Origin of the sequence: Enterobacter adelaidei (assembly GCF_041937165.1) — a bacterium.
In the GTDB taxonomy this organism is placed as follows: Bacteria; Pseudomonadota; Gammaproteobacteria; order Enterobacterales; family Enterobacteriaceae; genus Enterobacter; species Enterobacter adelaidei.
This window is the reverse complement of the sequence record NZ_CP154354.1, coordinates 217338-241791: the sequence shown is the minus strand read 5'-3', so window position 1 is coordinate 241791 and position 24454 is coordinate 217338. Positions and strand designations below refer to the sequence as shown.

Below are 24454 nucleotides of genomic sequence, written 5' to 3'. Positions count from 1 at the left end.
CATTGATTTTAAACGCAAAAAAATTTCTAAATGATCAGAATTATAGGGTGCTCATTTTGCACAGCAGTAGGGGTTGACCATTCAATGGAAACGCTCCTTCGAACTGACCCGGAGAAATACGGTTATCAGGCTGGCCTGAGTCGTCTTCAGCGATTTCTTTCTAAGATCCAGTACGACTGGAGCCTGCGGGATTATATCGGTCGTAAAGTGTTCGAAGGCGGATATGTGCGTCTTCAACCCAATATCTTTTCTTCGTCCCTGACTGAACGTCTTTTTCATGCCTGTTGCAGCCTTGATTATGTTGAAGCAAGACGTGCGGCAGAGCATCGCAGAAAGCTACTTTCCGGCGAGGTTGACGATACGGCTTATAACCGTCGTATGGCTGAGCCACAATTTCGGCTTGTACAGGAAGCAAACGTGATCCACGTTGATTTCCTCTGGTCGTTGCACTGTTTCAACCCTCGCCCGTTTCGGGCAATTGAGATCTATCGCAGGGTCTGGGAAGAGGCCGATCTGGACCTTCTTGAGGATGAGCCTGACATGCAGCCTGTGCCCCGTACACCAATGCCAGCTCCACTCTGGATGAAACTGCCCGGAGGCCGGTTCGGTACAGCTTATGATGGACTGACTGATACGTTGCCGCTGATGACCTATTTTGACGGGCAGGCTGACCCCAGGGCTTCACGTAGCCTAAAGACCGGAGAGAGCAGTTCTGTCGTCGTGGCATTCGAGGAAGAGGATGAGCTGACTGTTGAAGAAGATACGGCGTCCTGGATTATCTGGCATGAATACGACGGGTTACGCCAGCGCATCGCTGACGGTGAGTTTACTCCAACGACTGCTGCTCAGTATCTTCTTCGTTATGGCGCGGTCCGAATTTCAAAAGGCAAGGGCGCTGTCTATCATCGTCTCGCACAGCGGGGACAAACCTTTTCCCGCCTGGGGATAGGCGACAGAGTGTCGCTTCCAGAGCTGGTTGCCAGTCGGCGTTTTAAAATACTCAGTGATTCTGCATACCGTCAGGTTGTAGCCCGGAAATTGCGTGGACAGATAAAAAAGTTCAGATTCTGGGCATGCGTAGCTGCCTGTGTTCAGTTGCACGTACACAACAAGACGGCACTCGGAGAAAGAATTTTAACGTTACTCGAAGGTGAGAGGGAACAGCAACAAGGTGCGATCCAGGCGAAGCTGAAGGCGGGAATGATGGATGCAGTTCTAACTCTGTGTAACCAGCGACTCCGGGTGAAAGAAAATACTAACCAGCCAGAGGAGTTCCGCTATTACCGTGCCGTAAGAGCTCGTTTCATGCGCCATTTATCTGAATGCCTTAAGCCAGAAAATGGCGGCGTTATCCGTGACGTTATCTGGGAACTGAGGGTGCTGAGCAGTGCTCACGGTACGACCAAAACAGGTTTTTACTATGTCGATAGCAATCGCCCGACAGCGAAAGGACTGTTAAACCGCCTTCTGATGAGGATGGTCAAGCAGGTCGTATAAGCGTCTGAAACGCGAAACACACGAAAATGGAGGGGTTATACAAAAAAAACTTAGCTTTGATCGTGATGTAATGTGGACATCATGTCCAAGCGTTGCTGCATCCAGAAAAGTAACTTTAATCCTGTTGATACAGCCCTTGCATTACCTGTTTACGCATAGCGTGGAAACGTTCTAATTAAACCAGACGAATATAAATTTAAATTAATTCACTCACCCCCGGAATCGGGGAACTAAACAAAAGGATCATCAATGCAAAATCAAAATACACCCGCTCAGGAAAAACACACCGTATACCTTTTTAATGCCGAACATGCTGACAAGACAGCCGCCAAGCAAGCCGGGAAACTCTTCACGCTGGACATTGAACACCCAATGACCCTCAACGATCTCTCGCTGCTGTGTGAGTCGGTCGCGGACGCTGTGGGAGCACCTGGCGGAATTAAATATGAAATCACAACAGAGCCTAATGGGGTTCAGGAGGAATACTGAATCAGTGTGGTGTGAGTCCATTTTAATTTGACGTTTCATGAGTTCTATCGAGAGGCTGAAGTATGACTTTGAAAATGGAAAGTTCCCGGACTTCCAAGCCTGAGGGGCCATTTGTATTAATCACTTTTGAGGGGGACGAATTTCTTTTTGATGACAGACATAATGTCGTCAAGATAAATGGCAGGCCTAAAAAAATGGATGTAAAGCGAAATTATTTTGAGTCCGATCTGGGAGAAGGGAAAGCGAAATACTGGACTTTAAATATCGAAGAGGCTCATCGGTTCAATTCGATTGATGAAGCGACAGAACAACTTTGTAAACTGAGTCGCCCTCATCTGATCAAAATTCGCAAAGTTGAGGGGGTATCTGAATGACCAAAGAGATGTTTTTACGCATTTTAAATGAGGCACAGGCTCGTGTGGATAACGATTCGCTTCCGCTTGATGTTCGTATCCGGTCACGCACCACGGTAAATGATTGCGTCATCCGGGCAGATAAAGAGGGGTGGCCTATTGAGTATAAACAGAAGGTCTGGGTAGATGCAGTCAGTGGCTGTTATCTTTAGCGGTTACTTAAGCCAGTTCCTGTGCCCGTGAGCTTAGTAAAGGCGGAAAATGATATGGTCAAGGTGATAAATATCAACGGGAATTTAGTTGAATTACCTGAGCCCTCAGCAAAGTTATCCAAAGCTGAATCACCTGATGGTAGGTTCTCAAAACCTAAAAATAAGATCTCTAAAATACAGCGAGCTGAGCTGCGAATGAAATTTGGGGGGCGTTGTGCCTATTGTGGTTGCAAGCTTCCTGAAAAAGGGTGGCATGCCGATCATGTTGAGCCTGTTCGACGCGACTTTGAACTGGTGAGAGCCCCTGTCGGCAGCGGCGTAACTCATGTTGCCCGAAGTACGGGTAAGGTTATGCACCCTGAACTGCATGCTATAGAAAACTTATTTCCATCATGCGCCCCCTGCAACCTTTTTAAAGGAGCTTTTAGTGTTGAAGGAATGAGAAAAGAAATGGCACTGTTGCAAATAGTCGGTGGTGATAAACTTATCATCCCCTTTTGCTGATGGAGCTGCACATGAACCCATTCAAAGGCCGGCATTTTCAGCGTGACATCATTCTGTGGGCCGTACGCTGGTACTGCAAATACGGCATCAGTTACCGTGAGCTGCAGGAGATGCTGGCTGAACGCGGAGTGAATGTCGATCACTCCACGATTTACCGCTGGGTTCAGCGTTATGCGCCTGAAATGGAAAAACGGCTGCGCTGGTACTGGCGTAACCCTTCCGATCTTTGCCCGTGGCACATGGATGAAACCTACGTGAAGGTCAATGGCCGCTGGGCGTATCTGTACCGGGCCGTCGACAGCCGGGGCCGCACTGTCGATTTTTATCTCTCCTCCCGTCGTAACAGCAAAGCTGCATACCGGTTTCTGGGTAAAATCCTCAACAACGTGAAGAAGTGGCAGATCCCGCGATTCATCAACACGGATAAAGCGCCCGCCTATGGTCGCGCGCTTGCTCTGCTCAAACGCGAAGGCCGGTGCCCGTCTGACGTTGAACACCGACAGATTAAGTACCGGAACAACGTGATTGAATGCGATCATGGCAAACTGAAACGGATAATCGGCGCCACGCTGGGATTTAAATCCATGAAGACGGCTTACGCCACCATCAAAGGTATTGAGGTGATGCGTGCACTACGCAAAGGCCAGGCCTCAGCATTTTATTATGGTGATCCCCTGGGCGAAATGCGCCTGGTAAGCAGAGTTTTTGAAATGTAAGGCCTTTGAATAAGACAAAAGGCTGCCTCATCGCTAACTTTGCAACAGTGCCGCGCGACGAGCAGCAGCACCAGGAGCAGAAGCACGTCGAGAAAAAGCAACAGCAGATCGAGCAGCGCCCACGGCGGGCCGCTCGCATCGGATAAGTCGAAAAATCCGGCTAAAGTGGCCGAGCTGCACATCAGGCCGCGCGGTTTTCCTCCCTGATCGCCGGCGCGGTTTCTTCCTCCCTGAACCGCATGCAGACTTGCCGCCTCGGACACCCCGAGGCGGTTTTTTTTCGCCTCGCTCGAGCATCGCCGCATCCGACGATGCCGAGACGACCAGGCCGCGCACGTCGAGCTGCAGCATCGCCATTGCCGACGATGGCACCAGGTCGCCGGCGGTGGCCACCGACCTCGAGCTCGCATCGCCACATCCGACGATGCGCGCCGGCGTCGACCATCGCCAGGTCTGACGATGGCGGCCGCCCTGCCCTGGATCTCGCATCGCCATTTCTGGCGATGAGATCCACGGAGCGGCCATTTAGACCCGCCAATAACGACCCGGCCAAGATAAATCGCATGACGGCCTTTTTGGCCGGGGGTAGCTGTCGTTTTCAGAAGACGGCTGCACTGAACGTCAGAAGCCGACTGCACTATAGCAGCGGAGGGGTTGGATCCATCAGGCAACGACGGGCTGCTGCCGGCCATCAGCGGACGCAGGGAGGACTTTCCGCAACCGGCCGTTCGATGCGGCACCGATGGCCTTCGCGCAGGGGTAGTGAATCCGCCAGGATTGACTTGCGCTGCCCTACCTCTCACTAGTGAGGGGCGGCAGCGCATCAAGCGGTGAGCGCACTCCGGCACCGCCAACTTTCAGCACATGCGTGTAAATCATCGTCGTAGAGACGTCGGAATGGCCGAGCAGATCCTGCACGGTTCGAATGTCGTAACCGCTGCGGAGCAAGGCCGTCGCGAACGAGTGGCGGAGGGTGTGCGGTGTGGCGGGCTTCGTGATGCCTGCTTGTTCTACGGCACGTTTGAAGGCGCGCTGAAAGGTCTGGTCATACATGTGATGGCGACGCACGACACCGCTCCGTGGATCGGTCGAATGCGTGTGCTGCGCAAAAACCCAGAACCACGGCCAGGAATGCCCGGCGCGCGGATACTTCCGCTCAAGGGCGTCGGGAAGCGCAACGCCGCTGCGGCCCTCGGCCTGGTCCTTCAGCCACCATGCCCGTGCACGCGACAGCTGCTCGCGCAGGCTGGGTGCCAAGCTCTCGGGTAACATCAAGGCCCGATCCTTGGAGCCCTTGCCCTCCCGCACGATGATCGTGCCGTGATCGAAATCCAGATCCTTGACCCGCAGTTGCAAACCCTCACTGATCCGCATGCCCGTTCCATACAGAAGCTGGGCGAACAAACGATGCTCGCCTTCCAGAAAACCGAGGATGCGAACCACTTCATCCGGGGTCAGCACCACCGGCAAGCGCCGCGACGGCCGAGGTCTTCCGATCTCCTGAAGCCAGGGCAGATCCGTGCACAGCACCTTGCCGTAGAAGAACAGCAAGGCCGCCAATGCCTGACGATGCGTGGAGACCGAAACCTTGCGCTCGTTCGCCAGCCAGGACAGAAATGCCTCGACTTCGCTGCTGCCCAAGGTTGCCGGGTGACGCACACCGTGGAAACGGATGAAGGCACGAACCCAGTTGACATAAGCCTGTTCGGTTGGTAAGCTGTAATGCAAGTAGCGTATGCGCTCACGCAACTGGTCCAGAACCTTGACCGAACGCAGCGGTGGTAACGGCGCAGTGGCGGTTTTCATGGCTTGTTATGACTGTTTTTTTGTACAGTCTATGCCTCGGGCATCCAAGCAGCAAGCGCGTTACGCCGTGGGTCGATGTTTGATGTTATGGAGCAGCAACGATGTTACGCAGCAGGGCAGTCGCCCTAAAACAAAGTTAGGCCCGCACGGAATCAACATCTCATGTCCGCCAACAATGCCGCAATAGTTCTACGAGTCATGGCCGAGAACGATCTGCCAATGCTCCATGCTTGGCTGAACCGCCCCCACATAGTCGAGTGGTGGGGCGGCGAGGATGAACGCCCAACTCTTGACGAAGTCTTAGAACACTATTCGCCCGAAGTTCTGGCAAAGCAAGCTGTAGTGCCTTACATCGCAATGCTAGATGACGAACCCATCGGCTACGCCCAATCCTACATCGCACTTGGAAGTGGCGATGGATGGTGGGAAGACGAAACTGATCCAGGGGTCCGCGGGATTGACCAGTCTTTGGCTAATCCATCACAGTTAAACAAGGGGTTGGGTACAAAGCTCGTACGCTCGCTCGTTGAACTCCTGTTTAGCGACCCGGCCGTAACGAAAATCCAAACCGATCCATCTCCTAGCAACCATCGCGCCATTCGCTGCTACGAGAAGGCCGGGTTCGTTCAAGAAAAAAACATCCTCACACCTGACGGCCCTGCGGTGTACATGGTCCAAACACGCCAGGCGTTCGAAAGCCTGCGCACTGTTCAAAGCTTCAAAATCAAGGGGAAGTGGTCATGAATGGCTGCACCATCTCTACCAACTGGTATCTCGGCGTGTTCTCATCTGCCTTCGCATCTGTCGTCAGCCTAACCGGGCGTTCAACCGGACATCAACGTGCTGCGCACGTTGATGTCGGTTAACTGGGGCGTTATGCTCTGTGAGCCTGGTTATTGGCGAAGCGAAAGTATGACGATTTCAGCAATAAACGCAAAAGGATAAAAAAATGACATGGAGAACGACCAGAACACTTTTACAGCCTCAAAAGCTGGAGTTCAATGAGTTTGAGATTCTTAATCCCGTAGTTGAGGGCGCCCGAATTGTCGGCATTGGCGAGGGTGCTCACTTTGTCGCGGAGTTCTCACTGGCTAGAGCTAGTCTTATTCGCTATTTTGTCGAGAGGCATGATTTTAACCCACATTTCCCAAGTAAGGCGCTGATTTCGCTGTCCTGACCATTATATTTCCTATATAAAACATGGTGTTGAAGGCTGCGAGGGGCGCGTTTCATGGATCACCCAGAGGGTGCGGGCTTGCAACGGGCAGATCGGGTGGATTTCGACCCTCGCGTGCGGCTGGAATTTCGCGGCACGCAGCTCAGTTCCGACGGCGGCCTTCTGGTGATGCGCGAGCTTGATGACGCGCTCGGGTTGTCCGATTTGGCGTCAGCGGCGCTGCGCGATACTCGCTCTGGCAAGAACACGGTCCATCGGCTCGACGGCCTGTTCCGGCAATCAGTCTTTGGGCGGCTGGCCGGATACGAGGATGTCAACGACGCCAACCGTCTCGCCTGCGATCCGGTCATGCGCCAAGTTGTCGGCGGCAGAGCGGTCGATGCACAAGCGGCCTCGGCATCGCAGATGGGACGGTTCGAGACCGAGACGCTGGCTCTGGCCGGGAACCGTGCCGCGCTGGCCGACCTGAACGGGCAATGGATCGACCGGTTCCATGACCGTAACGGGCTGAAGTACATCGTTCTGGACATGGACAGCTCGGTCAGCCCGACCCATGGCGACCAGGAAGGGTCCGCCTGGAATGGCCATTTCGACTGTAGCTGCTATCACCCCAACTTTCTGTTCAACCAGTTCGGGATGCTGGAACGCTGCGCCCTGCGCCATGGCAACGTCCACAGCGCCGATGGCTGGCGTGATGTTCTCGACCCCGTAATTGCGCGCTACGCGGAGCGCGACCTTGGTGGCAGGTTCTTCCGGGCCGATGCTGCCTACGCGATCCCGGCGATCTATGAGCGATTGGAAGAAGCGCGGTTCTTCTACGCCATCCGGCTGCCCGCAAACGCGGTCCTCAAGGACAAGATCGCGCATCGGCTAACGCGCCCTGTCGGGCGGCCGTCACTGACCAAGGTCAAGCGGTTCTTCGAGGAATTCGAGTATCAGGCGGCGTCCTGGGACAAGGAACGCCGGGTGATCGCCAAGATCGAATGGCATCCGGGCGAACTGTTCCCGCGTGTCGGCTTCATCGTCACCAACCTGCCGATGGAGCCGGACTGGGTGGTGCGGTTCTACAACCAGCGCGGCACCGCCGAGCAGCACATCAAAGAGGGCAAATACGCCTTTCGCTGGACGCGGCTGTCGTGCCGGAAGTTCCGCGACAATGAGGTGCGGCTGCAACTGCACGCCCTGGCGTACAACCTGGCCACCTTCTTGCGCTGCATCGAGCTGCCCGAGGCCATGGCCGACTGGTCGTTGACCAGCCTGCAACTGAAGCTGATCAAGATCGGGGCACGTGTGGTCCGTCACGCCCGCACCATCACCTTCCAGCTGGCCGAGGTCGCTGTCACCGGCACGATGGTACGCGCCATCCTCGCCGCTATCCGCCGATTGCGAGCGCCACCGCTATGCGCATGATCGCGATCCACGCTCAAACTGAACGAAAGCGGCTGGACAGATCTGTCCGCTGCGCTGAAAAACGCCGCCCCTGGGCAAGGAAACAGCGGCTTCGCGGTCTGATCCGTCCAGATCCAGCAGTCTGCGCGACCGCAGGTGCCGCTTGCGGCAGAAAATCCTTGTCTAGCGCTCGGATACAGGCTATCTTCACCTCAAACGACACGCCACTTGGGGAATGCAGGATATAGAGGATGGCAGCGGAATGAACACAAGGGAAACAATTGCGGCGGACCTTTCACGGCTGGGTGTCCAATCCGGCGCTCTCGTCATGGTTCACGCATCGCTGAAGGCGATCGGCCCCGTCGATGGAGGCGCAGCATCGATAGTGTCTGCCCTGCTCGATGCCGTCGGCCCCACTGGAAGCTTGATGGGATACGCCTCGTGGGACCGGTCGCCTTACGAAGAAACGCTCAATGGCGCACGGATGGATGCGGAACTGCGCCACCGATGGCCGCCGTTCGATCCAGCCATATCAGGCACGTATCGCGGCTTCGGCCTGCTCAACCGGTTCCTCCTCCAGACACCCGGCGCCCGGCGCAGCGCGCACCCGGATGCCTCGATGGTCGCGGTAGGGCCTCTGGCCGGCACTCTGACGCGGCCTCACGAACTTGGGCAGGCTTTCGGACCTGGATCGCCGCTGGAGCGTTTCGTCGAGCGTGCCGGAAAGGTTCTGTTGCTCGGAGCCCCGCTCGATTCCGTTACCGTCCTGCACTACGCCGAGGCCATTGCCCGCATCCCGAACAAGCGACGCGTGAGCTACGAAATGCCGATCCGCAGCGAGGACGGCGGAGTGAGATGGAAACGCGCCGAGGATTTCGACTCCAACGGCATTCTCGATTGTTTCGCTATCGAAGGAGAGCCGGACGCCGTCGAGACAATTACCAATGCCTATGTGGAGCTGCGACGCCATCGGGAGGGCTTGGTCGGTCAGGCGCACTGCTACTTGTTCGAAGCGCGGGATATCGTTTCGTTCGGTGTCGACTATCTTCAACGGCACTTTGGCTCGCCCTGATCCGACGCATGGCATGCGGGATGCTCGCCCGCACCCTATCAACGACTATGTATCCAGGGTGCGCCCCGCCGAAAATACGGGCCCCGCGACACTGTGAACAGAAGCGCTTAACATCAAGGGGGACTCTATGTCTGCTACCGCAACCATGTTTGCCCAGTCGTTCTTCCATGGAACCAAAGCCGCTCTTGCACCCGGTGATCTGATCGCCGTCGGTTATCGATCGAATTTCACAGACGCGAAATCCCTGTCGTGGGTGTATTTTACAGGCACGCTCGATGCGGCGATCTGGGGCGCCGAATTGGCGGGTGGCAGCGGAACGGAACGAATTTATGTCGTCGAACCGACCGGCGCCATCGAGGAGGATCCGAACCTGACGGATAAGAAGTTCCCGGGTAACCCGACCCTGTCTTATCGCTCCCGCGATCCATTGCGCGTAATTGCTGAAGTGACGAAGTGGCAAGCACACACGGCCCAGCGGCTGCGGGAAATGAAGGAGGGCCTGGCGCGTCTGAACGCAGAAGGTGCCGAGATCATCGATTAACGTCGCCTGCCGGCAGTGCCATCATGGCGCATGGAACCGACTGTAGCCGATGACCGCACTGGTCTTTATTCGCGTCGCGGATGCCACAAATTGCTTAGCCCACTCGCCGCCTGGGGCCGATTTTCGCCCCTCGCCTTGAAGGGATTCCGAGTAGAATCCCGTGGCCATTGTTAATTAAGCAAGCGCGTTAATTAACAAATATGATCTCCGCATCGCAACCGTACCTCTCGGTCAGGTTAAACGTGTCCAGGCTGGCAAGCACTTCGGCGCTTTGCCAGTTCATGCTGGCAATCGTGCCTACGCAATGATGGGCGGCATCGTCGTGGGAACGGCGCTGACGATTCTCTTCCTACGGGCCCTCTATGTCGCCTGGTTCTGGATCCCGCGTGAAGTCGAGCAAACTGATTAATATGCACGACTTCGATCAGTTGGTGCCGTTAATTTCACCAAATGCGATATTCTGGTTCAATGACGGATCATTTTGTGGACTGAAGCAGATACGGCAAGCCTTTGAGGAAACCTGGAAAAAATTTCCTCTTGAAAATTATTGGTTAGAAAACCTGGAGTGGGTTGCCCAGTCGAAAGATTGTGCCGGATGCACCTATCACTTCCGGTGGAGGGCAATTTTAAATGGTAGCGCTCTGGAAGGCGGTGGGCGAGGAACAACTATCCTTCGTAGAGAAGCGAATGTCTGGAAGATCACTCACGAACATCTGAGCCAGTTCCCTAAACAAGACCCCAAGGGCCGACAGCTGCCGAGTAGATCGCTCGGATTGCGCCAAAAGCGGTCATGAGAGAAATGCCGCGACCTCAATGGTCGCGGCTGGCAGTTATGCAACGTCCTGTAACTGGGCCTCTCCATTGTGGAGGAAGCATGCTTAATGCGATTGGTTTGGAATGTGGGGCGATTCAGGCATCCCGGCTATCTGAATGGCTCAACTCAACAGCCGGTGCTCATGAACTTGAGCGATTTTCGGATACCCTGACCTTTTCTTTGTATGGCTCAGTGCTGATTTGGGTTAAATCATATCTACGCGAATCAGGAAGAAAACTGCAGTTAGTCGGAATCGATTTACCCAACACCTTGAATCCAAGGGACGACCTAGCGCAATTGGCCGAAATTATCCAGGTCATCGACCACCTCATGAAACCCCACGTTGATGCGCTGACTCAGTTGTTGACGTCCATTGATGGCCAGTCGGCGGTTATTTCATCGGCAAAATGGGGGGAGTTGGAAACGGCTCAGCAGGAGAAAGCTATCTCAGGGGTAACCAGATTGAAGCTCCGTTTGGCGTCGCTTGCCCCTGTCCTGAAAAATCACGTCAACAGCGATTTTTTCCGAAAAGCCTCTGATCGAATAGAGTCGATAGAGTATACGTTGGAAACCTTGCGTGTAATGAAAGCTTTCTTCGATGGTACCTCTCTTGAGGGAGATACTTCCGTACGTGACTCGTATATGGCGGGCGTGGTGGATGGAATGGTTCGAGCGAATCCGGATGTAAGGATAATTCTGCTGGCGCACAACAATCATTTACAAAAAACTCCAGTTTCCTTTTCAGGCGAGCTTACGGCTGTTCCCATGGGACAGCATCTCGCAGAGAGGGAGGAGGGGGATTACCGTGCGATTGCATTCACCCATCTTGGACTCACCGTGCCGGAAATGCATTTCCCATCGCCCGACAGTCCTCTTGGATTCTCTGTTGTGACCACGCCTGCCGATGCAATCCGTGAGGATAGTGTGGAACAGTATGTCATCGATGCCTGTGGTAAGGAGGATTCATGCCTGACATTGACAGATGACCCCATGGAAGCAAAGCGAATGCGGTCCCAAAGCGCCTCTGTAGAAACGAATTTGAGCGAGGCATTTGATGCCATCGTCTGCGTTCCCAGCGCCGGCAAGGACAGCCTGGTTGCCCTATAGGAAACCAGAAATGAAATGAAGGAGCATAACCTGCCAATCCACCGGACGGTTTTCAACCGCCGGTGATCAGCGCGTTAGATGCACTAAGCACATAATTGCTCACAGCCAAACTATCAGGTCAAGTCTGCTTTTATTATTTTTAAGCGTGCATAATAAGCCCTACACAAATTGGGAGATATATCATGAAAGGCTGGCTTTTTCTTGTTATCGCAATAGTTGGCGAAGTAATCGCAACATCCGCATTAAAATCTAGCGAGGGCTTTACTAAGCTTGCCCCTTCCGCCGTTGTCATAATCGGTTATGGCATCGCATTTTATTTTCTTTCTCTGGTTCTGAAATCCATCCCTGTCGGTGTTGCTTATGCAGTCTGGTCGGGACTCGGCGTCGTCATAATTACAGCCATTGCCTGGTTGCTTCATGGGCAAAAGCTTGATGCGTGGGGCTTTGTAGGTATGGGGCTCATAATTGCTGCCTTTTTGCTCGCCCGATCCCCATCGTGGAAGTCGCTGCGGAGGCCGACGCCATGGTGACGGTGTTCGGCATTCTGAATCTCACCGAGGACTCCTTCTTCGATGAGAGCCGGCGGCTAGACCCCGCCGGCGCTGTCACCGCGGCGATCGAAATGCTGCGAGTCGGATCAGACGTCGTGGATGTCGGACCGGCCGCCAGCCATCCGGACGCGAGGCCTGTATCGCCGGCCGATGAGATCAGACGTATTGCGCCGCTCTTAGACGCCCTGTCCGATCAGATGCACCGTGTTTCAATCGACAGCTTCCAACCGGAAACCCAGCGCTATGCGCTCAAGCGCGGCGTGGGCTACCTGAACGATATCCAAGGATTTCCTGACCCTGCGCTCTATCCCGATATTGCTGAGGCGGACTGCAGGCTGGTGGTTATGCACTCAGCGCAGCGGGATGGCATCGCCACCCGCACCGGTCACCTTCGACCCGAAGACGCGCTCGACGAGATTGTGCGGTTCTTCGAGGCGCGGGTTTCCGCCTTGCGACGGAGCGGGGTCGCTGCCGACCGGCTCATCCTCGATCCGGGGATGGGATTTTTCTTGAGCCCCGCACCGGAAACATCGCTGCACGTGCTGTCGAACCTTCAAAAGCTGAAGTCGGCGTTGGGGCTTCCGCTATTGGTCTCGGTGTCGCGGAAATCCTTCTTGGGCGCCACCGTTGGCCTTCCTGTAAAGGATCTGGGTCCAGCGAGCCTTGCGGCGGAACTTCACGCGATCGGCAATGGCGCTGACTACGTCCGCACCCACGCGCCTGGAGATCTGCGAAGCGCAATCACCTTCTCGGAAACCCTCGCGAAATTTCGCAGTCGCGACGCCAGAGACCGAGGGTTAGATCATGCCTAGCATTCACCTTCCGGCCGCCCGCTAAATATCTCCTTTTGGGTTGTTAATAAAACATCCAATAAGTTGACTGTGCGTGAAAAAGAAAGTTTTGTGTGATGGCGTTGAAGATCGCACCGTTAAGCTCTTATGTGGGATGGTGCAGAGCTCGACGACTACCGATAAAACGCAACCGCCGCAAACAGACAAGAAAAAGCCCCAACTGATAACAGTTGGGGCTTCAGTATTGTGATTGGTGGAGCAATAGCACCCTGAACCCAAAACCTTCTCGCTCAACCGGTAGTGGCTGATAACAACTCGTGAGGGCTATTGCGGGTTAAGCATTTAGCGATGTCTAGGGCCAGACTGGACGTCTGAACGCAAGCCGCTGATACTGTACATAACCACAGTATCAGCGGAGGATACCCATGTCGCTGGCAAGGAACGCCACGGCGAGTCAATCGCCCACTCAAACAAACGGTTACGAACGCCACCAACCCGACCAGACGCTGCTCTACCAGCTGGTTGAGCAGCACTACCCAGCCTTCAAAGCCTCACTCGAAGCCCAAGGTCAACACCTGCCTCGCTACATCCAACAAGAATTCAACGACCTCCTCCAATGTGGCCGTCTGGAGTATGGTTTCATGCGGGTTCGCTGCGAGGATTGTCATCACGAGCGTCTGGTCGCCTTCAGCTGTAAACGACGCGGCTTTTGCCCTAGCTGCGGTGCCCGCCGGATGGCCGAGAGTGCGGCGCTGCTGATAGACGAAGTCTTCCCCAAGGAGCCCATTCGCCAGTGGGTGCTCAGCTTTCCTTTCCAGCTACGCTTTTTGCTGGCTCGCCATCCCCAGCTGATGGGCCAGGTCTTGAGTATCGTCTATCGTACACTCTCAACTCATCTGATCAAAAAAGCCGGTTACACCAAAGCCTCTGCACAAACTGGCTCAGTGACTCTTATCCAACGCTTTGGCTCCGCGCTAAATCTCAATGTCCACTACCACATGCTGTTTCTCGATGGTGTCTATGCCGAAGATGACTATGGCAAGCAACGCTTCCATCGTGTCAAGGCACCCACTTACGATGAGCTGAATACGCTCGCTCACACCCTCAGCCATCGCATCGCTCGCTGCATGGAAAAGCGTGGGATTTTGGAGCGTGATGCCGAGAATACGTGGTTGACACTGGAAGAGGGCGAAGACGATACGCTGACTCAATTACATGGTGCTTCGGTTACGTATCGCATTGCCGTCGGCCCCCAGCAAGGGCGCAAAGTCTTCACCCTGCAAACCTTGCCAGGGCGTGAGGATAAAGCCGACTCAAGCAGTCGAGTAGCCAACCATGCTGGTTTCTCGCTACACGCCGGTGTGATGGCCGAAGCGCATCAGCGGGATAAGCTTGAGCGCTTGTGTCGCTACATTAGTCGGCCAGCGGTTTCAGAAAAACGTCTGGCATTAACCGCCAATGGGCAGGTGCGTTACGAGCTCAAAACTCCGTACCGCAATGGCACCACCCATGTGATCTTCGAGCCGCTGGACTTCATCGCCAAACTCGCTGCGTTGGTACCTAAGCCGCGAGTCAACCTCACACGCTTCCACGGCGTCTTTGCACCGAACAGCAAACACCGAGTTCAAGTAACACCCGCCAAGCGGGGCAAGAAGCCCGACAAATCGGAAGGTCTCGATACTAACTGGCGTGACAAGAGTCCTGCAGAGCGCCACCGCGCCATGACCTGGATGCAACGCCTCAAGCGAGTCTTCAATATTGATATTGAAGTCTGCGAACACTGCGGCGGTCACGTCAAAGTGATTGCCAGCATCGAAGATCCGAAGGTCATTGAGCAGATTCTCAAGCATCTGAAACAGAAAACAGCCAAGGCGAATGCCGCCAAGCAGCGTGAGCTGCCACCAGAACGAGCGCCGCCACTGACTCCCAGCCTGTTCGATCCATCACAGAGTCGTCTCTTTGACTGACGACCCCAAATCCAACACTGCTCAACACTGCCAACTTTTAAACGGGGCGGTGGGGCAGTTTGTATCTCTCGAGCTATCAGGCTAGAGATTTTACCGCCAAATCGAACCTTATTAGAGCGGTTTAGGCTGGACCGGCAGTTAAAATTGGGGCTTGAGCGGTAAACGAGTGAGGGAATTTCAGGTAAGATACTTCGGATGAGGAGCAAAAAGGTGGTTTATACTTCCTATACCCAGTAGTGTTCCCCTGTCGGTTTGGTTGGGGTCGATGCCCCACTTTGGGCGCGGCGTTGGGCGCCGCAAGATGAAAGCTCTGTGTGAAGGCTTGGATATTAAGACCTTGGATGATTTCAATGCCATCACCGAAGAGCAGATCGTTAGCGTCGACAAATTCAGCTACAAAACTGCCGCAAAAGTGCTTGCAGGTATGGCTGAACATGCCGAGCTATTCAACAAGATTCAATCAATCATCGGGTTCAAACAGCAGGTCACTTCGGGGGATCGTTTTACCGGTGAGAAGATCGTGATCACCGGTTTTCGTGACGCGGCCTTGGAGAAGCTGATTGAAGCTGAGGGTGGTGAAGTGCAATCATCAGTCTCGTCGAAGACCACCATGGTGATCGCGGCATCCACTTCCGGATCTTCCGGCAAATTGAAGAAAGTGCACGATCTCAACAACAGCGGAAAGGCAAATATCAAACTGATTGATCTGGCCACCTTCCGTAAGCAATATCTGGAACAACCAGCATCGACTGGTTTGGAGTTTTAATGAGTCACCCACAACTTGAGCTAATAGTCGCTGTGGATTCTAAGTTGGGATTCGGGAAAGGCGGCAAGATTCCATGGAAATGCAAAGAAGACATGGCGCGATTTACGCGGATTTCTAAAGAGATCCGCGTGTGCGTTATGGGGAAACACACGTATACTGACATGCGTGACATGCAGTTAGAAAAGGATGGCGCCGAGGAGCGAATCAAGGAGAAAGGAATTCTCCCCGAACGCGAATCGTTCGTGATCTCCTCGACGTTAAAACAAGAAGATGTCATAGGCGCTACTGTCGTTCCTGATCTTCGTGCTGTGATCAACCTGTATGAGAATACCGATCAACGCATTGCTGTCATTGGTGGGGAGAAGTTGTACATTCAAGCTCTTTCATCAGCAACGAAACTGCACATGACCATAATTCCAAGAGAGTTCGACTGTGATCGATTTATTCCTGTTGATCCGATCCAGAACAATTTTCACATTGATTCCAGTGCCAGCGAGACTGTGGAGGCAACCGTTGATGAGACTCAAGAGCGCATTCACTTTGCTACTTACGTGCGTAACAATCAGTAACGCGCTGGCAGTGGAAGAACAAGAACCAGAAACGAAGCAGACGGTGTTGGCCGTCTGCTTCGAAACATCATTATTGGCTCGAGAACTGATCGAGAATACCATTCTTGCGGACGACATCCAAAACAATACAGAAAAGATAGCTTTGCAGTTGTCGGAGCCCCTCCCCCCAACTTATAATGGGATTATTGCTGGGCTAAACAATGCTGTCGCCATGCGTGGGACAGCAAACGTTGAATCGCCATCAAGAGCATCCACAGATTTACGTGCAGCCGTCATCGGTTTATGGTGTATAAATGACACCATAGCCGCCCTGAATCAGACTGATAATGCAGTCTTACAGGACGGCGAGTTGCAACAAACACTTGTCGATTATTACAACAACTTATTGGCTGACATCGTTTGTCGTTTTCAGAAGACGGCTGCACTGAACGTCAGAAGCCGACTGCACTATAGCAGCGGAGGGGTTGGATCCATCAGGCAACGACGGGCTGCTGCCGGCCATCAGCGGACGCAGGGAGGACTTTCCGCAACCGGCCGTTCGATGCGGCACCGATGGCCTTCGCGCAGGGGTAGTGAATCCGCCAGGATTGACTTGCGCTGCCCTACCTCTCACTAGTGAGGGGCGGCAGCGCATCAAGCGGTGAGCGCACTCCGGCACCGCCAACTTTCAGCACATGCGTGTAAATCATCGTCGTAGAGACGTCGGAATGGCCGAGCAGATCCTGCACGGTTCGAATGTCGTAACCGCTGCGGAGCAAGGCCGTCGCGAACGAGTGGCGGAGGGTGTGCGGTGTGGCGGGCTTCGTGATGCCTGCTTGTTCTACGGCACGTTTGAAGGCGCGCTGAAAGGTCTGGTCATACATGTGATGGCGACGCACGACACCGCTCCGTGGATCGGTCGAATGCGTGTGCTGCGCAAAAACCCAGAACCACGGCCAGGAATGCCCGGCGCGCGGATACTTCCGCTCAAGGGCGTCGGGAAGCGCAACGCCGCTGCGGCCCTCGGCCTGGTCCTTCAGCCACCATGCCCGTGCACGCGACAGCTGCTCGCGCAGGCTGGGTGCCAAGCTCTCGGGTAACATCAAGGCCCGATCCTTGGAGCCCTTGCCCTCCCGCACGATGATCGTGCCGTGATCGAAATCCAGATCCTTGACCCGCAGTTGCAAACCCTCACTGATCCGCATGCCCGTTCCATACAGAAGCTGGGCGAACAAACGATGCTCGCCTTCCAGAAAACCGAGGATGCGAACCACTTCATCCGGGGTCAGCACCACCGGCAAGCGCCGCGACGGCCGAGGTCTTCCGATCTCCTGAAGCCAGGGCAGATCCGTGCACAGCACCTTGCCGTAGAAGAACAGCAAGGCCGCCAATGCCTGACGATGCGTGGAGACCGAAACCTTGCGCTCGTTCGCCAGCCAGGACAGAAATGCCTCGACTTCGCTGCTGCCCAAGGTTGCCGGGTGACGCACACCGTGGAAACGGATGAAGGCACGAACCCAGTTGACATAAGCCTGTTCGGTTGGTAAGCTGTAATGCAAGTAGCGTATGCGCTCACGCAACTGGTCCAGAACCTTGACCGAACGCAGCGGTGGTAACGGCGCAGTGGCGGTTTTCATGGCTTGTTATGACTGTTTTTTTGTACAGTCTATGCCTCGGGCATCAAGGCGAGCTCAGAGACCATGGAAAGCATGTTCTCGGACTTACGTAGCAACTCGTTTCTTTTCGCAGGTTGAGCCACCTCCGCGCTTCATCAGAAAACTGAAGGAACCTCCATTGAATCGAACTAATATTTTTTTTGGTGAATCGCATTCTGACTGGTTGCCTGTCAGAGGCGGAGAATCTGGTGATTTTGTTTTTCGACGTGGTGACGGGCATGCCTTCGCGAAAATCGCACCTGCTTCCCGCCGCGGTGAGCTCGCTGGAGAGCGTGACCGCCTCATTTGGCTCAAAGGTCGAGGTGTGGCTTGCCCCGAGGTGATCAACTGGCAGGAGGAACAGGAGGGTGCATGCTTGGTGATAACGGCAATTCCGGGAGTACCGGCGGCTGATCTGTCTGGAGCGGATTTGCTCAAAGCGTGGCCGTCAATGGGGCAGCAACTTGGCGCTGTTCACAGCCTATCGGTTGATCAATGTCCGTTTGAGCGCAGGCTGTCGCGAATGTTCGGACGCGCCGTTGATGTGGTGTCCCGCAATGCCGTCAATCCCGACTTCTTACCGGACGAGGACAAGAGTACGCCGCAGCTCGATCTTTTGGCTCGTGTCGAACGAGAGCTACCGGTGCGGCTCGACCAAGAGCGCACCGATATGGTTGTTTGCCATGGTGATCCCTGCATGCCGAACTTCATGGTGGACCCTAAAACTCTTCAATGCACGGGTCTGATCGACCTTGGGCGGCTCGGAACAGCAGATCGCTATGCCGATTTGGCACTCATGATTGCTAACGCCGAAGAGAACTGGGCAGCGCCAGATGAAGCAGAGCGCGCCTTCGCTGTCCTATTCAATGTATTGGGGATCGAAGCCCCCGACCGCGAACGCCTTGCCTTCTATCTGCGATTGGACCCTCTGACTTGGGGTTGATGTTCATGCCGCCTGTTTTTCCTGCTCATTGGCACGTTTCGCAACCTGTTCTCATTGCGGACACCTTTTCCAGCCTCGTTTGGAAAGTTTCATTGCCAGACGGGACTCCTGCAATCGTCAAGGGATTGAAACCTATAGAAGACATTGCTGATGAACTGCGCGGGGCCGACTATCTGGTATGGCGCAATGGGAGGGGAGCAGTCCGGTTGCTCGGTCGTGAGAACAATCTGATGTTGCTCGAATATGCCGGGGAGCGAATGCTCTCTCACATCGTTGCCGAGCACGGCGACTACCAGGCGACCGAAATTGCAGCGGAACTAATGGCGAAGCTGTATGCCGCATCTGAGGAACCCCTGCCTTCTGCCCTTCTCCCGATCCGGGATCGCTTTGCAGCTTTGTTTCAGCGGGCGCGCGATGATCAAAACGCAGGTTGTCAAACTGACTACGTCCACGCGGCGATTATAGCCGATCAAATGATGAGCAATGCCTCGGAACTGCGTGGGCTACATGGCGATCTGCATCATGAAAACATCATGTTCTCCAGTCGCGGCTGGCTGGTGATAGATCCCGTCGGTCTGGTCGGTGAAGTGGGCTTTGGCGCCGCCAATATGTTCTACGATCCGGCTGACAGAGACGACCTTTGTCTCGATCCTAGACGCATTGCACAGATGGCGGACGCATTCTCTCGTGCGCTGGACGTCGATCCGCGTCGCCTGCTCGACCAGGCGTACGCTTATGGGTGCCTTTCCGCAGCTTGGAACGCGGATGGAGAAGAGGAGCAACGCGATCTAGCTATCGCGGCCGCGATCAAGCAGGTGCGACAGACGTCATACTAGATATCAAGCGACTTCTCCTATCCCCTGGGAACACATCAATCTTACCGGAGAATATCGTTGGCCAAAGCCTTAGCGTAGGATTTCGCCCTCTCCCGCAAACGACCCCTAAAAGCCGTTTCCTCTGTATAAAAGATCAGCTAAATTATGTGTATTGCACAATACATATATGTGAGGTTAGCAGTGAATTTGCCTACGCCCGAAACCTACGATGAACTTCAGAGAGCCTACGATTTTTTCAATGAGAAGCTATTCAGCAACGAGCTGCCGCCATGCCTGATAACGTTGCAGCGTGAGAAGCGAACGTATGGCTATTGTTCCTTTAAGCGTTTCGTCGGCCGTGAGAGTGGGTACACGGTAGACGAGATCGCTATGAATCCGGTGTATTTCTCGATCAGAACCATAAAGGCCACGCTTTCAACACTGGTGCATGAGATGGTTCATCAGTGGCAATTCCATTTTGGCGAGCCTGGCCGCCGTGGCTATCACAACAAACAGTGGGCGGCCCGGATGGAACGGGTAGGACTAATGCCTTCTGATACCGGCGAACCGGGAGGCAGGAAAGTGGGCCAGAGCATGACCCATTATATTATTGCCGGTGGCCCTTTCGATATGGCCTGTGATGAACTGCTGACAGGCCATTTCCAGCTTTCCTGGATGGACAGGTTTCCGCCTTACCAGCCTAAGCCTGGCGCTGTGCTAAGCCCTACAGGAAAAGGCTATATTGACGACGAGGAAGATGATAGCGAACACGAACAGGAGGTGGAGGAAGGGCGCGACCCGGTTGAACTCGACGACGAGATCATAGAGGCCATGCGATTTGTAACCCCACCGCCTGAAGCACCGGTGAACAAAACAAACCGGGAAAAGTACAGCTGCCCGGTGTGTCATATCAATCTCTGGGGTAAACCGGGGATAGTGGTTTACTGTGGTGGCGAGCACTGTAATAAAGCCGCGTTAGTAGTCTTAAAATAAAGTCCTTTCGGACTTTATTTTTTTTCCATTTCCGAGGTCGTGATGTTATTAATGCTGTACTTCGCGGCTTCTTTTAAAACAGTTTCAGCAAGGCTTGCTGGTATCCAGACCTGAACTAATTTTAATGGTTCGCCGTTCTCGGCTTTAAGAGTGGTGTTCTGGTACAAATCCCAGATTCGCTTAACGGTGCTGGAAATGTTTTGCTTGGAACGGCCTACTCGCGTGGCTACGTCTGATGATTTCTCACCTTTGACAAGCACGGAATAGCCAATATCTGTTGTGATGTGTGCAAAGGAAGCCATTTGCGGCAGCAGCTGTTTCCATTCTGTTTCTGAAATTCTGTTTTTCTGAGCCATCTGTGGCGCCTCCGTAGTTTTGGTTACAGAAAGGATATACTCAGAATAAACAGGGGTCAATACAAGTACGATTTTTATAAACTTTATTTTATTTGAGGGTGAGGCCCGGTGCGGCAGCAGCGCGGGCCTCGATGGTGCCGCGAAGGTGCTGGCGCCATGCTCGGATTAAAACATGAACCGTGAAGAACTGCGAAACTTGTTTTCGCGGTTCTGAGGGGTTGACCGAGCCGCGAAGCGGCGCTGGTAAGCGATGATATGCACATATCCACAGGCATATTTTTAAAAGGGGCACTGTTGCAAAGTTAGCGATGAGGCAGCCTTTTGTCTTATTCAAAGGCCTTACATTTCAAAAACTCTGCTTACCAGGCGCATTTCGCCCAGGGGATCACCATAATAAAATGCTGAGGCCTGGCCTTTGCGTAGTGCACGCATCACCTCAATACCTTTGATGGTGGCGTAAGCCGTCTTCATGGATTTAAATCCCAGCGTGGCGCCGATTATCCGTTTCAGTTTGCCATGATCGCATTCAATCACGTTGTTCCGGTACTTAATCTGTCGGTGTTCAACGTCAGACGGGCACCGGCCTTCGCGTTTGAGCAGAGCAAGCGCGCGACCATAGGCGGGCGCTTTATCCGTGTTGATGAATCGCGGGATCTGCCACTTCTTCACGTTGTTGAGGATTTTACCCAGAAACCGGTATGCAGCTTTGCTGTTACGACGGGAGGAGAGATAAAAATCGACAGTGCGGCCCCGGCTGTCGACGGCCCGGTACAGATACGCCCAGCGGCCATTGACCTTCACGTAGGTTTCATCCATGTGCCACGGGCAAAGATCGGAAGGGTTACGCCAGTACCAGCGCAGCCGTTTTTCCATTTCAGGCGCATAACGCTGAACCCAGCGGTAAATCGTGGAGTGATCGACATTCACTCCGCGTTCAGCCAGCATCTCCTGCAGCTCACGGTAACTGATGCCGTATTTGCAGTACCAGCGTACGGCCCACAGAATGATGTCACGCTGAAAATGCCGGCCTTTGAATGGGTTCATGTGCAGCTCCATCAGCAAAAGGGGATGATAAGTTTATCACCACCGACTATTTGCAACAGTGCCTCTACTCTTGCCACAGGTTTACGAGTAGGTGATTTGGGAGGAAGCGTCTTAGCCTTTGAAGTTGGCGCGAAGGAGAGAATGGCACTCCGTGCAACGCATTAATTACCGCGGATATCCGCCATCACCTACTTGCGCCTGTGTGTACCATTTCATCAGCTCTGCAGTTCCCGGCTCGTTTTCGGCGGGGGCCCATGGGGCGGCATCTTGATCAGCAACAGGCTGGTACCTACCGTGTTTTACCTCAAAAATAACGCCGCCTTCATCCAGTGACAATACGGTATGCCAGGTGCCTGCATCCATCTCCAGCACTTTACAGTCCTCACCTAACACGACGCGCTGGGTCAGGTTACCCAGGTCATCAAAGTTCAATACCAAAAAGCGACCGGTAAGGGATGTCAGCAGTTCAAAAGTATGCGGGTGGCGATGAGGGCGAACATAAGTTCCCGGTTCCATAGCAATAGCCAGACGCTGCACCGGGTCGCTCAATTCAGGGTGGAAATTATGATGGGCACGTAAGCGGGGGGAATTTGCGGCTTGTGCGCTTTGCTTGCGTAGGTCGTTGAAAGTAAGTTGTTTCATATTATAAGCCTTATTGCATTCTTGCAGCTTACGGCAACCAGGTTGCCGTAAGGCTTTTTGTTATACTAACAATCGATTAGCCACGGCATTCGCGGAACAAATCGCGGTCAGGATTATAGACGCTGGTGCTTACGTCCCACAGCCCCAAAATCGATGAGAACAGGTTGTCGTGGGAATATGATTTTTTCGCCGCATTATTTTCAAGGCAAGACATGTTGATGTGTTTCCCGGCGATAAAGCCCGGTGACATCCAGACCTGCATCGGAATATGCGTCTGCTGATCCGGTGCCAGTTTGTACGGCGTGCCGTGCAGATATAGCCCGCTTTCGCCCAATGATTCACCATGATCGGACACATAAAGCAGCACGGTGTTGTACTGATCGCTGTAATTTTTTAGCTTTTCAATCATCTCAGCTAATACATAGTCTGTATAACGAAGGGTGTTGTCGTAGGTGTTGACCAATTGTTCCTGAGTACAGTTTTCGATATCGCTACGTGCACATTCGGGCATGAAGTGGCGATGCTCAGCCGGATAACGCAGGTAATAAGTCGGTCCATGGCTGCCAATGATATGGAAGGCGACAAGCTTATCACCTGGCATTTTGGCGATTTCATCATCAAGGTTTTCCAGCATCACCTCGTCATGGCACGTTTTGCCATCGCACAGTTTCGGGTTATCACTAGGCTTAATTTCGACAGTCGGGATGCGGCTACATACGCCTTTACAACCGCCATCGTTCTCTTTCCATAACAGCGAGACACCGGTTTTCTGCACGATGTCGAGGAAATTTTCACTGTTAGATGCTTTTTTACTGTCGTACTCGGTGCGATTCATATTCGAGAACATGCACGGAACGGATATTGCGGTAGCGGTACCGCAGGAATGCATATTTTTAAACGAAATAACGCCGCCGGATTTGCTGGTAAAGGCATTGGTATCACGCGAATAACCGTTCATCGAGAAATTCTGGCTGCGTGCCGTTTCGCCAATCACCAGGAACATCAGCGTGGGTTTTTCGTGAGCGACGACGCGTTTAGCATCATTCCCCAGCGTCTGGAAAGGCACTTTAGTCGTAAAGTACGTATCCTTAACATACTGGAAAGTGCTGTAAGCGTAGTTCGCCGGGATGATCTCTTTATTCAATGTCGAGTTATTGCGGCCGACAGAGGCATAATCCTGATAATAAAGTGCGGCAACACCTGCAATCAAACTCAACGATGCCAGCACGGAGAGCAAACGGTAAGCAATGCCTTTATACCATTTTTCAGGATATTGAATTTTTATTGAAAAAAGGAGGATGGCAGGAAGGATACCGGTAAAGACGAACCATATAATAATTGAGCCATTAAGATAGGAATGCGCTTCCTGGGGGTTAGTTTCAATAATGTTTTGAATCATCGTTTGATCAAACATTACTTTATATTTTAGTGTCGAATAACTGACCAGTGAGCCAGTGATAAACAGTAAAGCAAAGAAAGGTTTCAGCAGAAAACGAACTGAGAAAGGCATAAAAACAACGTTAAGCGCCGCAACCAGAACAAAGGGAATAGAAATGACAAAACCAATTTTGACATGCTCTAAATGCGACAAAATCTCGTAAAAATGCAGCAATATTGGCCAGTTAAGTAAAAACGCAAAGATCATTGCCAGAAGTAAAACCAGCGGAATAACTTTCACCCTGAAAAGTACAGGCATTAACACCTCC

Annotated in this window: 28 protein-coding genes and 2 pseudogenes; 24 read left to right on the top strand and 6 right to left on the bottom strand. The window is 53.5% G+C overall.

The annotated features are described in order from the left end of the window. The first annotated feature begins 84 nt into the window (after positions 1 to 84). The 7 genes from AAHF05_RS23790 (at position 85) to AAHF05_RS23760 (ending at position 3917) form a co-directional block, all read left to right on the top strand. Positions 85 to 1497 (top strand): hypothetical protein, encoded by a 1413-nt coding sequence (locus AAHF05_RS23790; RefSeq protein ID WP_022646499.1) that lies wholly within the window; start codon positions 85 to 87, stop codon positions 1495 to 1497. 249 nt (positions 1498 to 1746) lie between these two features. Continuing rightward, the gene (locus tag AAHF05_RS23785) at positions 1747 to 1986 is read left to right on the top strand and encodes a hypothetical protein (protein ID WP_001180999.1); all 240 of its coding nucleotides are present in this window, start codon (positions 1747 to 1749) and stop codon (positions 1984 to 1986) included. A 62-nt stretch (positions 1987 to 2048) separates the two neighbouring features. Further along, complete coding sequence (locus tag AAHF05_RS23780; RefSeq protein ID WP_000172888.1) at positions 2049 to 2360, top strand: hypothetical protein; 312 nt, start codon at positions 2049 to 2051, stop codon at positions 2358 to 2360. Next, entirely contained in the window at positions 2357 to 2551 is a 195-nt protein-coding gene (locus AAHF05_RS23775) for a hypothetical protein (RefSeq protein ID WP_000159617.1), read from the top strand. Before AAHF05_RS23780 ends, AAHF05_RS23775 begins: the two co-directional genes overlap by 4 nt. Before the next feature lie 54 nt (positions 2552 to 2605). Continuing rightward, a complete protein-coding gene (locus AAHF05_RS23770; RefSeq protein ID WP_000241453.1) occupies positions 2606 to 3055 on the top strand; it encodes an HNH endonuclease in 450 nt (149 codons plus the stop codon). Positions 3056 to 3066: 11 nt separating this feature from the next. Continuing rightward, positions 3067 to 3771: an IS6-like element IS26 family transposase gene (locus AAHF05_RS23765; RefSeq protein WP_001067855.1), complete on the top strand. Its 705-nt coding sequence runs from the start codon at positions 3067 to 3069 to the stop codon at positions 3769 to 3771. A gap of 5 nt (positions 3772 to 3776) precedes the next feature. After that, positions 3777 to 3917, top strand: a complete 141-nt coding sequence (locus AAHF05_RS23760; RefSeq protein WP_001044210.1) for a hypothetical protein — start codon at positions 3777 to 3779, stop codon at positions 3915 to 3917. A gap of 646 nt (positions 3918 to 4563) precedes the next feature. On the opposite strand, the gene intI1 (AAHF05_RS23755) is transcribed toward AAHF05_RS23760, so the two are convergent. Next, positions 4564 to 5577, bottom strand: coding sequence for a class 1 integron integrase IntI1 (gene intI1 / locus AAHF05_RS23755; RefSeq protein ID WP_002075255.1), 1014 nt, complete (start codon positions 5575 to 5577; stop codon positions 4564 to 4566). Between the two features lie 162 nt (positions 5578 to 5739). Here intI1 (AAHF05_RS23755) and aac(6')-IIc point away from each other — a divergent pair, with 162 nt between their 5' ends. The 14 genes and pseudogenes from aac(6')-IIc to AAHF05_RS23685 all read left to right on the top strand — a co-directional run bounded on the left by aac(6')-IIc (position 5740) and on the right by AAHF05_RS23685 (position 16937). Then, positions 5740 to 6321 carry an aminoglycoside N-acetyltransferase AAC(6')-IIc gene (gene aac(6')-IIc / locus AAHF05_RS23750; RefSeq protein ID WP_012695484.1) on the top strand — a complete coding sequence of 194 codons (582 nt, stop codon included), beginning with the start codon at positions 5740 to 5742 and terminating at the stop codon, positions 6319 to 6321. Further along, a complete protein-coding gene (locus AAHF05_RS23745) occupies positions 6318 to 6443 on the top strand; it encodes a hypothetical protein (protein ID WP_022646489.1) in 126 nt (41 codons plus the stop codon). The genes aac(6')-IIc and AAHF05_RS23745 overlap by 4 nt, the downstream gene beginning before the upstream one ends. A gap of 83 nt (positions 6444 to 6526) precedes the next feature. Then, a pseudogene (locus AAHF05_RS23740) lies at positions 6527 to 6715 on the top strand (erythromycin esterase family protein); the annotation flags it as partial. Between the two features lie 93 nt (positions 6716 to 6808). Continuing rightward, positions 6809 to 8164, top strand: a complete 1356-nt coding sequence (locus AAHF05_RS23735; RefSeq protein WP_006473457.1) for an IS1380-like element IS1247 family transposase — start codon at positions 6809 to 6811, stop codon at positions 8162 to 8164. 241 nt (positions 8165 to 8405) lie between these two features. Then, positions 8406 to 9215: an aminoglycoside N-acetyltransferase AAC(3)-IIg gene (gene aac(3)-IIg, locus AAHF05_RS23730; RefSeq protein WP_012695485.1), complete on the top strand. Its 810-nt coding sequence runs from the start codon at positions 8406 to 8408 to the stop codon at positions 9213 to 9215. Positions 9216 to 9342: 127 nt separating this feature from the next. Beyond that, positions 9343 to 9756: an NAD(+)--rifampin ADP-ribosyltransferase gene (gene arr, locus AAHF05_RS23725; protein WP_012695486.1), complete on the top strand. Its 414-nt coding sequence runs from the start codon at positions 9343 to 9345 to the stop codon at positions 9754 to 9756. 386 nt (positions 9757 to 10142) lie between these two features. After that, positions 10143 to 10550 carry a nuclear transport factor 2 family protein gene (locus AAHF05_RS23720; protein WP_063613390.1) on the top strand — a complete coding sequence of 136 codons (408 nt, stop codon included), beginning with the start codon at positions 10143 to 10145 and terminating at the stop codon, positions 10548 to 10550. An 86-nt stretch (positions 10551 to 10636) separates the two neighbouring features. After that, positions 10637 to 11677, top strand: a pseudogene (gene ere(A) / locus AAHF05_RS23715) (EreA family erythromycin esterase); the annotation flags it as partial. Positions 11678 to 11859: 182 nt separating this feature from the next. Further along, a complete protein-coding gene (locus AAHF05_RS23710) occupies positions 11860 to 12207 on the top strand; it encodes a quaternary ammonium compound efflux SMR transporter QacE delta 1 (protein WP_000679427.1) in 348 nt (115 codons plus the stop codon). Continuing rightward, a complete protein-coding gene (gene sul1 / locus AAHF05_RS23705) occupies positions 12201 to 13040 on the top strand; it encodes a sulfonamide-resistant dihydropteroate synthase Sul1 (RefSeq protein WP_000259031.1) in 840 nt (279 codons plus the stop codon). Before AAHF05_RS23710 ends, sul1 begins: the two co-directional genes overlap by 7 nt. 404 nt (positions 13041 to 13444) lie before the next feature. Continuing rightward, a complete protein-coding gene (locus AAHF05_RS23700) occupies positions 13445 to 14986 on the top strand; it encodes an IS91-like element ISCR1 family transposase (protein ID WP_000050481.1) in 1542 nt (513 codons plus the stop codon). A gap of 301 nt (positions 14987 to 15287) precedes the next feature. Beyond that, positions 15288 to 15752 (top strand): BRCT domain-containing protein, encoded by a 465-nt coding sequence (locus tag AAHF05_RS23695; RefSeq protein ID WP_000645230.1) that lies wholly within the window; start codon positions 15288 to 15290, stop codon positions 15750 to 15752. Then, complete coding sequence (dfrA19, locus tag AAHF05_RS23690; protein WP_000019304.1) at positions 15752 to 16321, top strand: trimethoprim-resistant dihydrofolate reductase DfrA19; 570 nt, start codon at positions 15752 to 15754, stop codon at positions 16319 to 16321. The genes AAHF05_RS23695 and dfrA19 overlap by 1 nt, the downstream gene beginning before the upstream one ends. A 10-nt stretch (positions 16322 to 16331) precedes the next feature. Further along, positions 16332 to 16937, top strand: coding sequence for a hypothetical protein (locus AAHF05_RS23685; protein WP_048228299.1), 606 nt, complete (start codon positions 16332 to 16334; stop codon positions 16935 to 16937). Here AAHF05_RS23685 and intI1 (AAHF05_RS23680) read toward each other — a convergent pair. Then, a complete protein-coding gene (gene intI1 / locus AAHF05_RS23680; RefSeq protein WP_002075255.1) occupies positions 16924 to 17937 on the bottom strand; it encodes a class 1 integron integrase IntI1 in 1014 nt (337 codons plus the stop codon). The genes AAHF05_RS23685 and intI1 (AAHF05_RS23680) overlap by 14 nt on opposite strands. A gap of 157 nt (positions 17938 to 18094) precedes the next feature. On the opposite strand from intI1 (AAHF05_RS23680), the gene aph(3'')-Ib reads away from it, so the two are divergent. The 3 genes from aph(3'')-Ib (at position 18095) to AAHF05_RS23665 (ending at position 20706) form a co-directional block, all read left to right on the top strand. Beyond that, complete coding sequence (gene aph(3'')-Ib, locus AAHF05_RS23675) at positions 18095 to 18898, top strand: aminoglycoside O-phosphotransferase APH(3'')-Ib (protein WP_001082319.1); 804 nt, start codon at positions 18095 to 18097, stop codon at positions 18896 to 18898. After that, positions 18898 to 19734, top strand: coding sequence for an aminoglycoside O-phosphotransferase APH(6)-Id (locus tag AAHF05_RS23670; RefSeq protein WP_000480968.1), 837 nt, complete (start codon positions 18898 to 18900; stop codon positions 19732 to 19734). Before aph(3'')-Ib ends, AAHF05_RS23670 begins: the two co-directional genes overlap by 1 nt. Before the next feature lie 180 nt (positions 19735 to 19914). Then, positions 19915 to 20706, top strand: a complete 792-nt coding sequence (locus AAHF05_RS23665) for a SprT-like domain-containing protein (RefSeq protein ID WP_004248792.1) — start codon at positions 19915 to 19917, stop codon at positions 20704 to 20706. A 14-nt stretch (positions 20707 to 20720) separates the two neighbouring features. Here the strand turns inward: AAHF05_RS23665 and ardK are convergent, their stop codons facing one another. The 4 genes from ardK to AAHF05_RS23645 form a co-directional block, all read right to left on the bottom strand. Then, positions 20721 to 21062, bottom strand: a complete 342-nt coding sequence (gene ardK / locus AAHF05_RS23660; protein ID WP_000057569.1) for an antirestriction protein ArdAB regulator ArdK — start codon at positions 21060 to 21062, stop codon at positions 20721 to 20723. A gap of 339 nt (positions 21063 to 21401) precedes the next feature. Next, positions 21402 to 22106: an IS6-like element IS26 family transposase gene (locus AAHF05_RS23655; RefSeq protein ID WP_001067855.1), complete on the bottom strand. Its 705-nt coding sequence runs from the start codon at positions 22104 to 22106 to the stop codon at positions 21402 to 21404. Between the two features lie 165 nt (positions 22107 to 22271). Beyond that, entirely contained in the window at positions 22272 to 22748 is a 477-nt protein-coding gene (locus AAHF05_RS23650; RefSeq protein WP_001572372.1) for a WbuC family cupin fold metalloprotein, read from the bottom strand. Positions 22749 to 22824: 76 nt separating this feature from the next. After that, positions 22825 to 24444 (bottom strand): phosphoethanolamine--lipid A transferase MCR-9.1, encoded by a 1620-nt coding sequence (locus tag AAHF05_RS23645; protein ID WP_001572373.1) that lies wholly within the window; start codon positions 24442 to 24444, stop codon positions 22825 to 22827. Between the last annotated feature and the right edge of the window lie 10 nt (positions 24445 to 24454).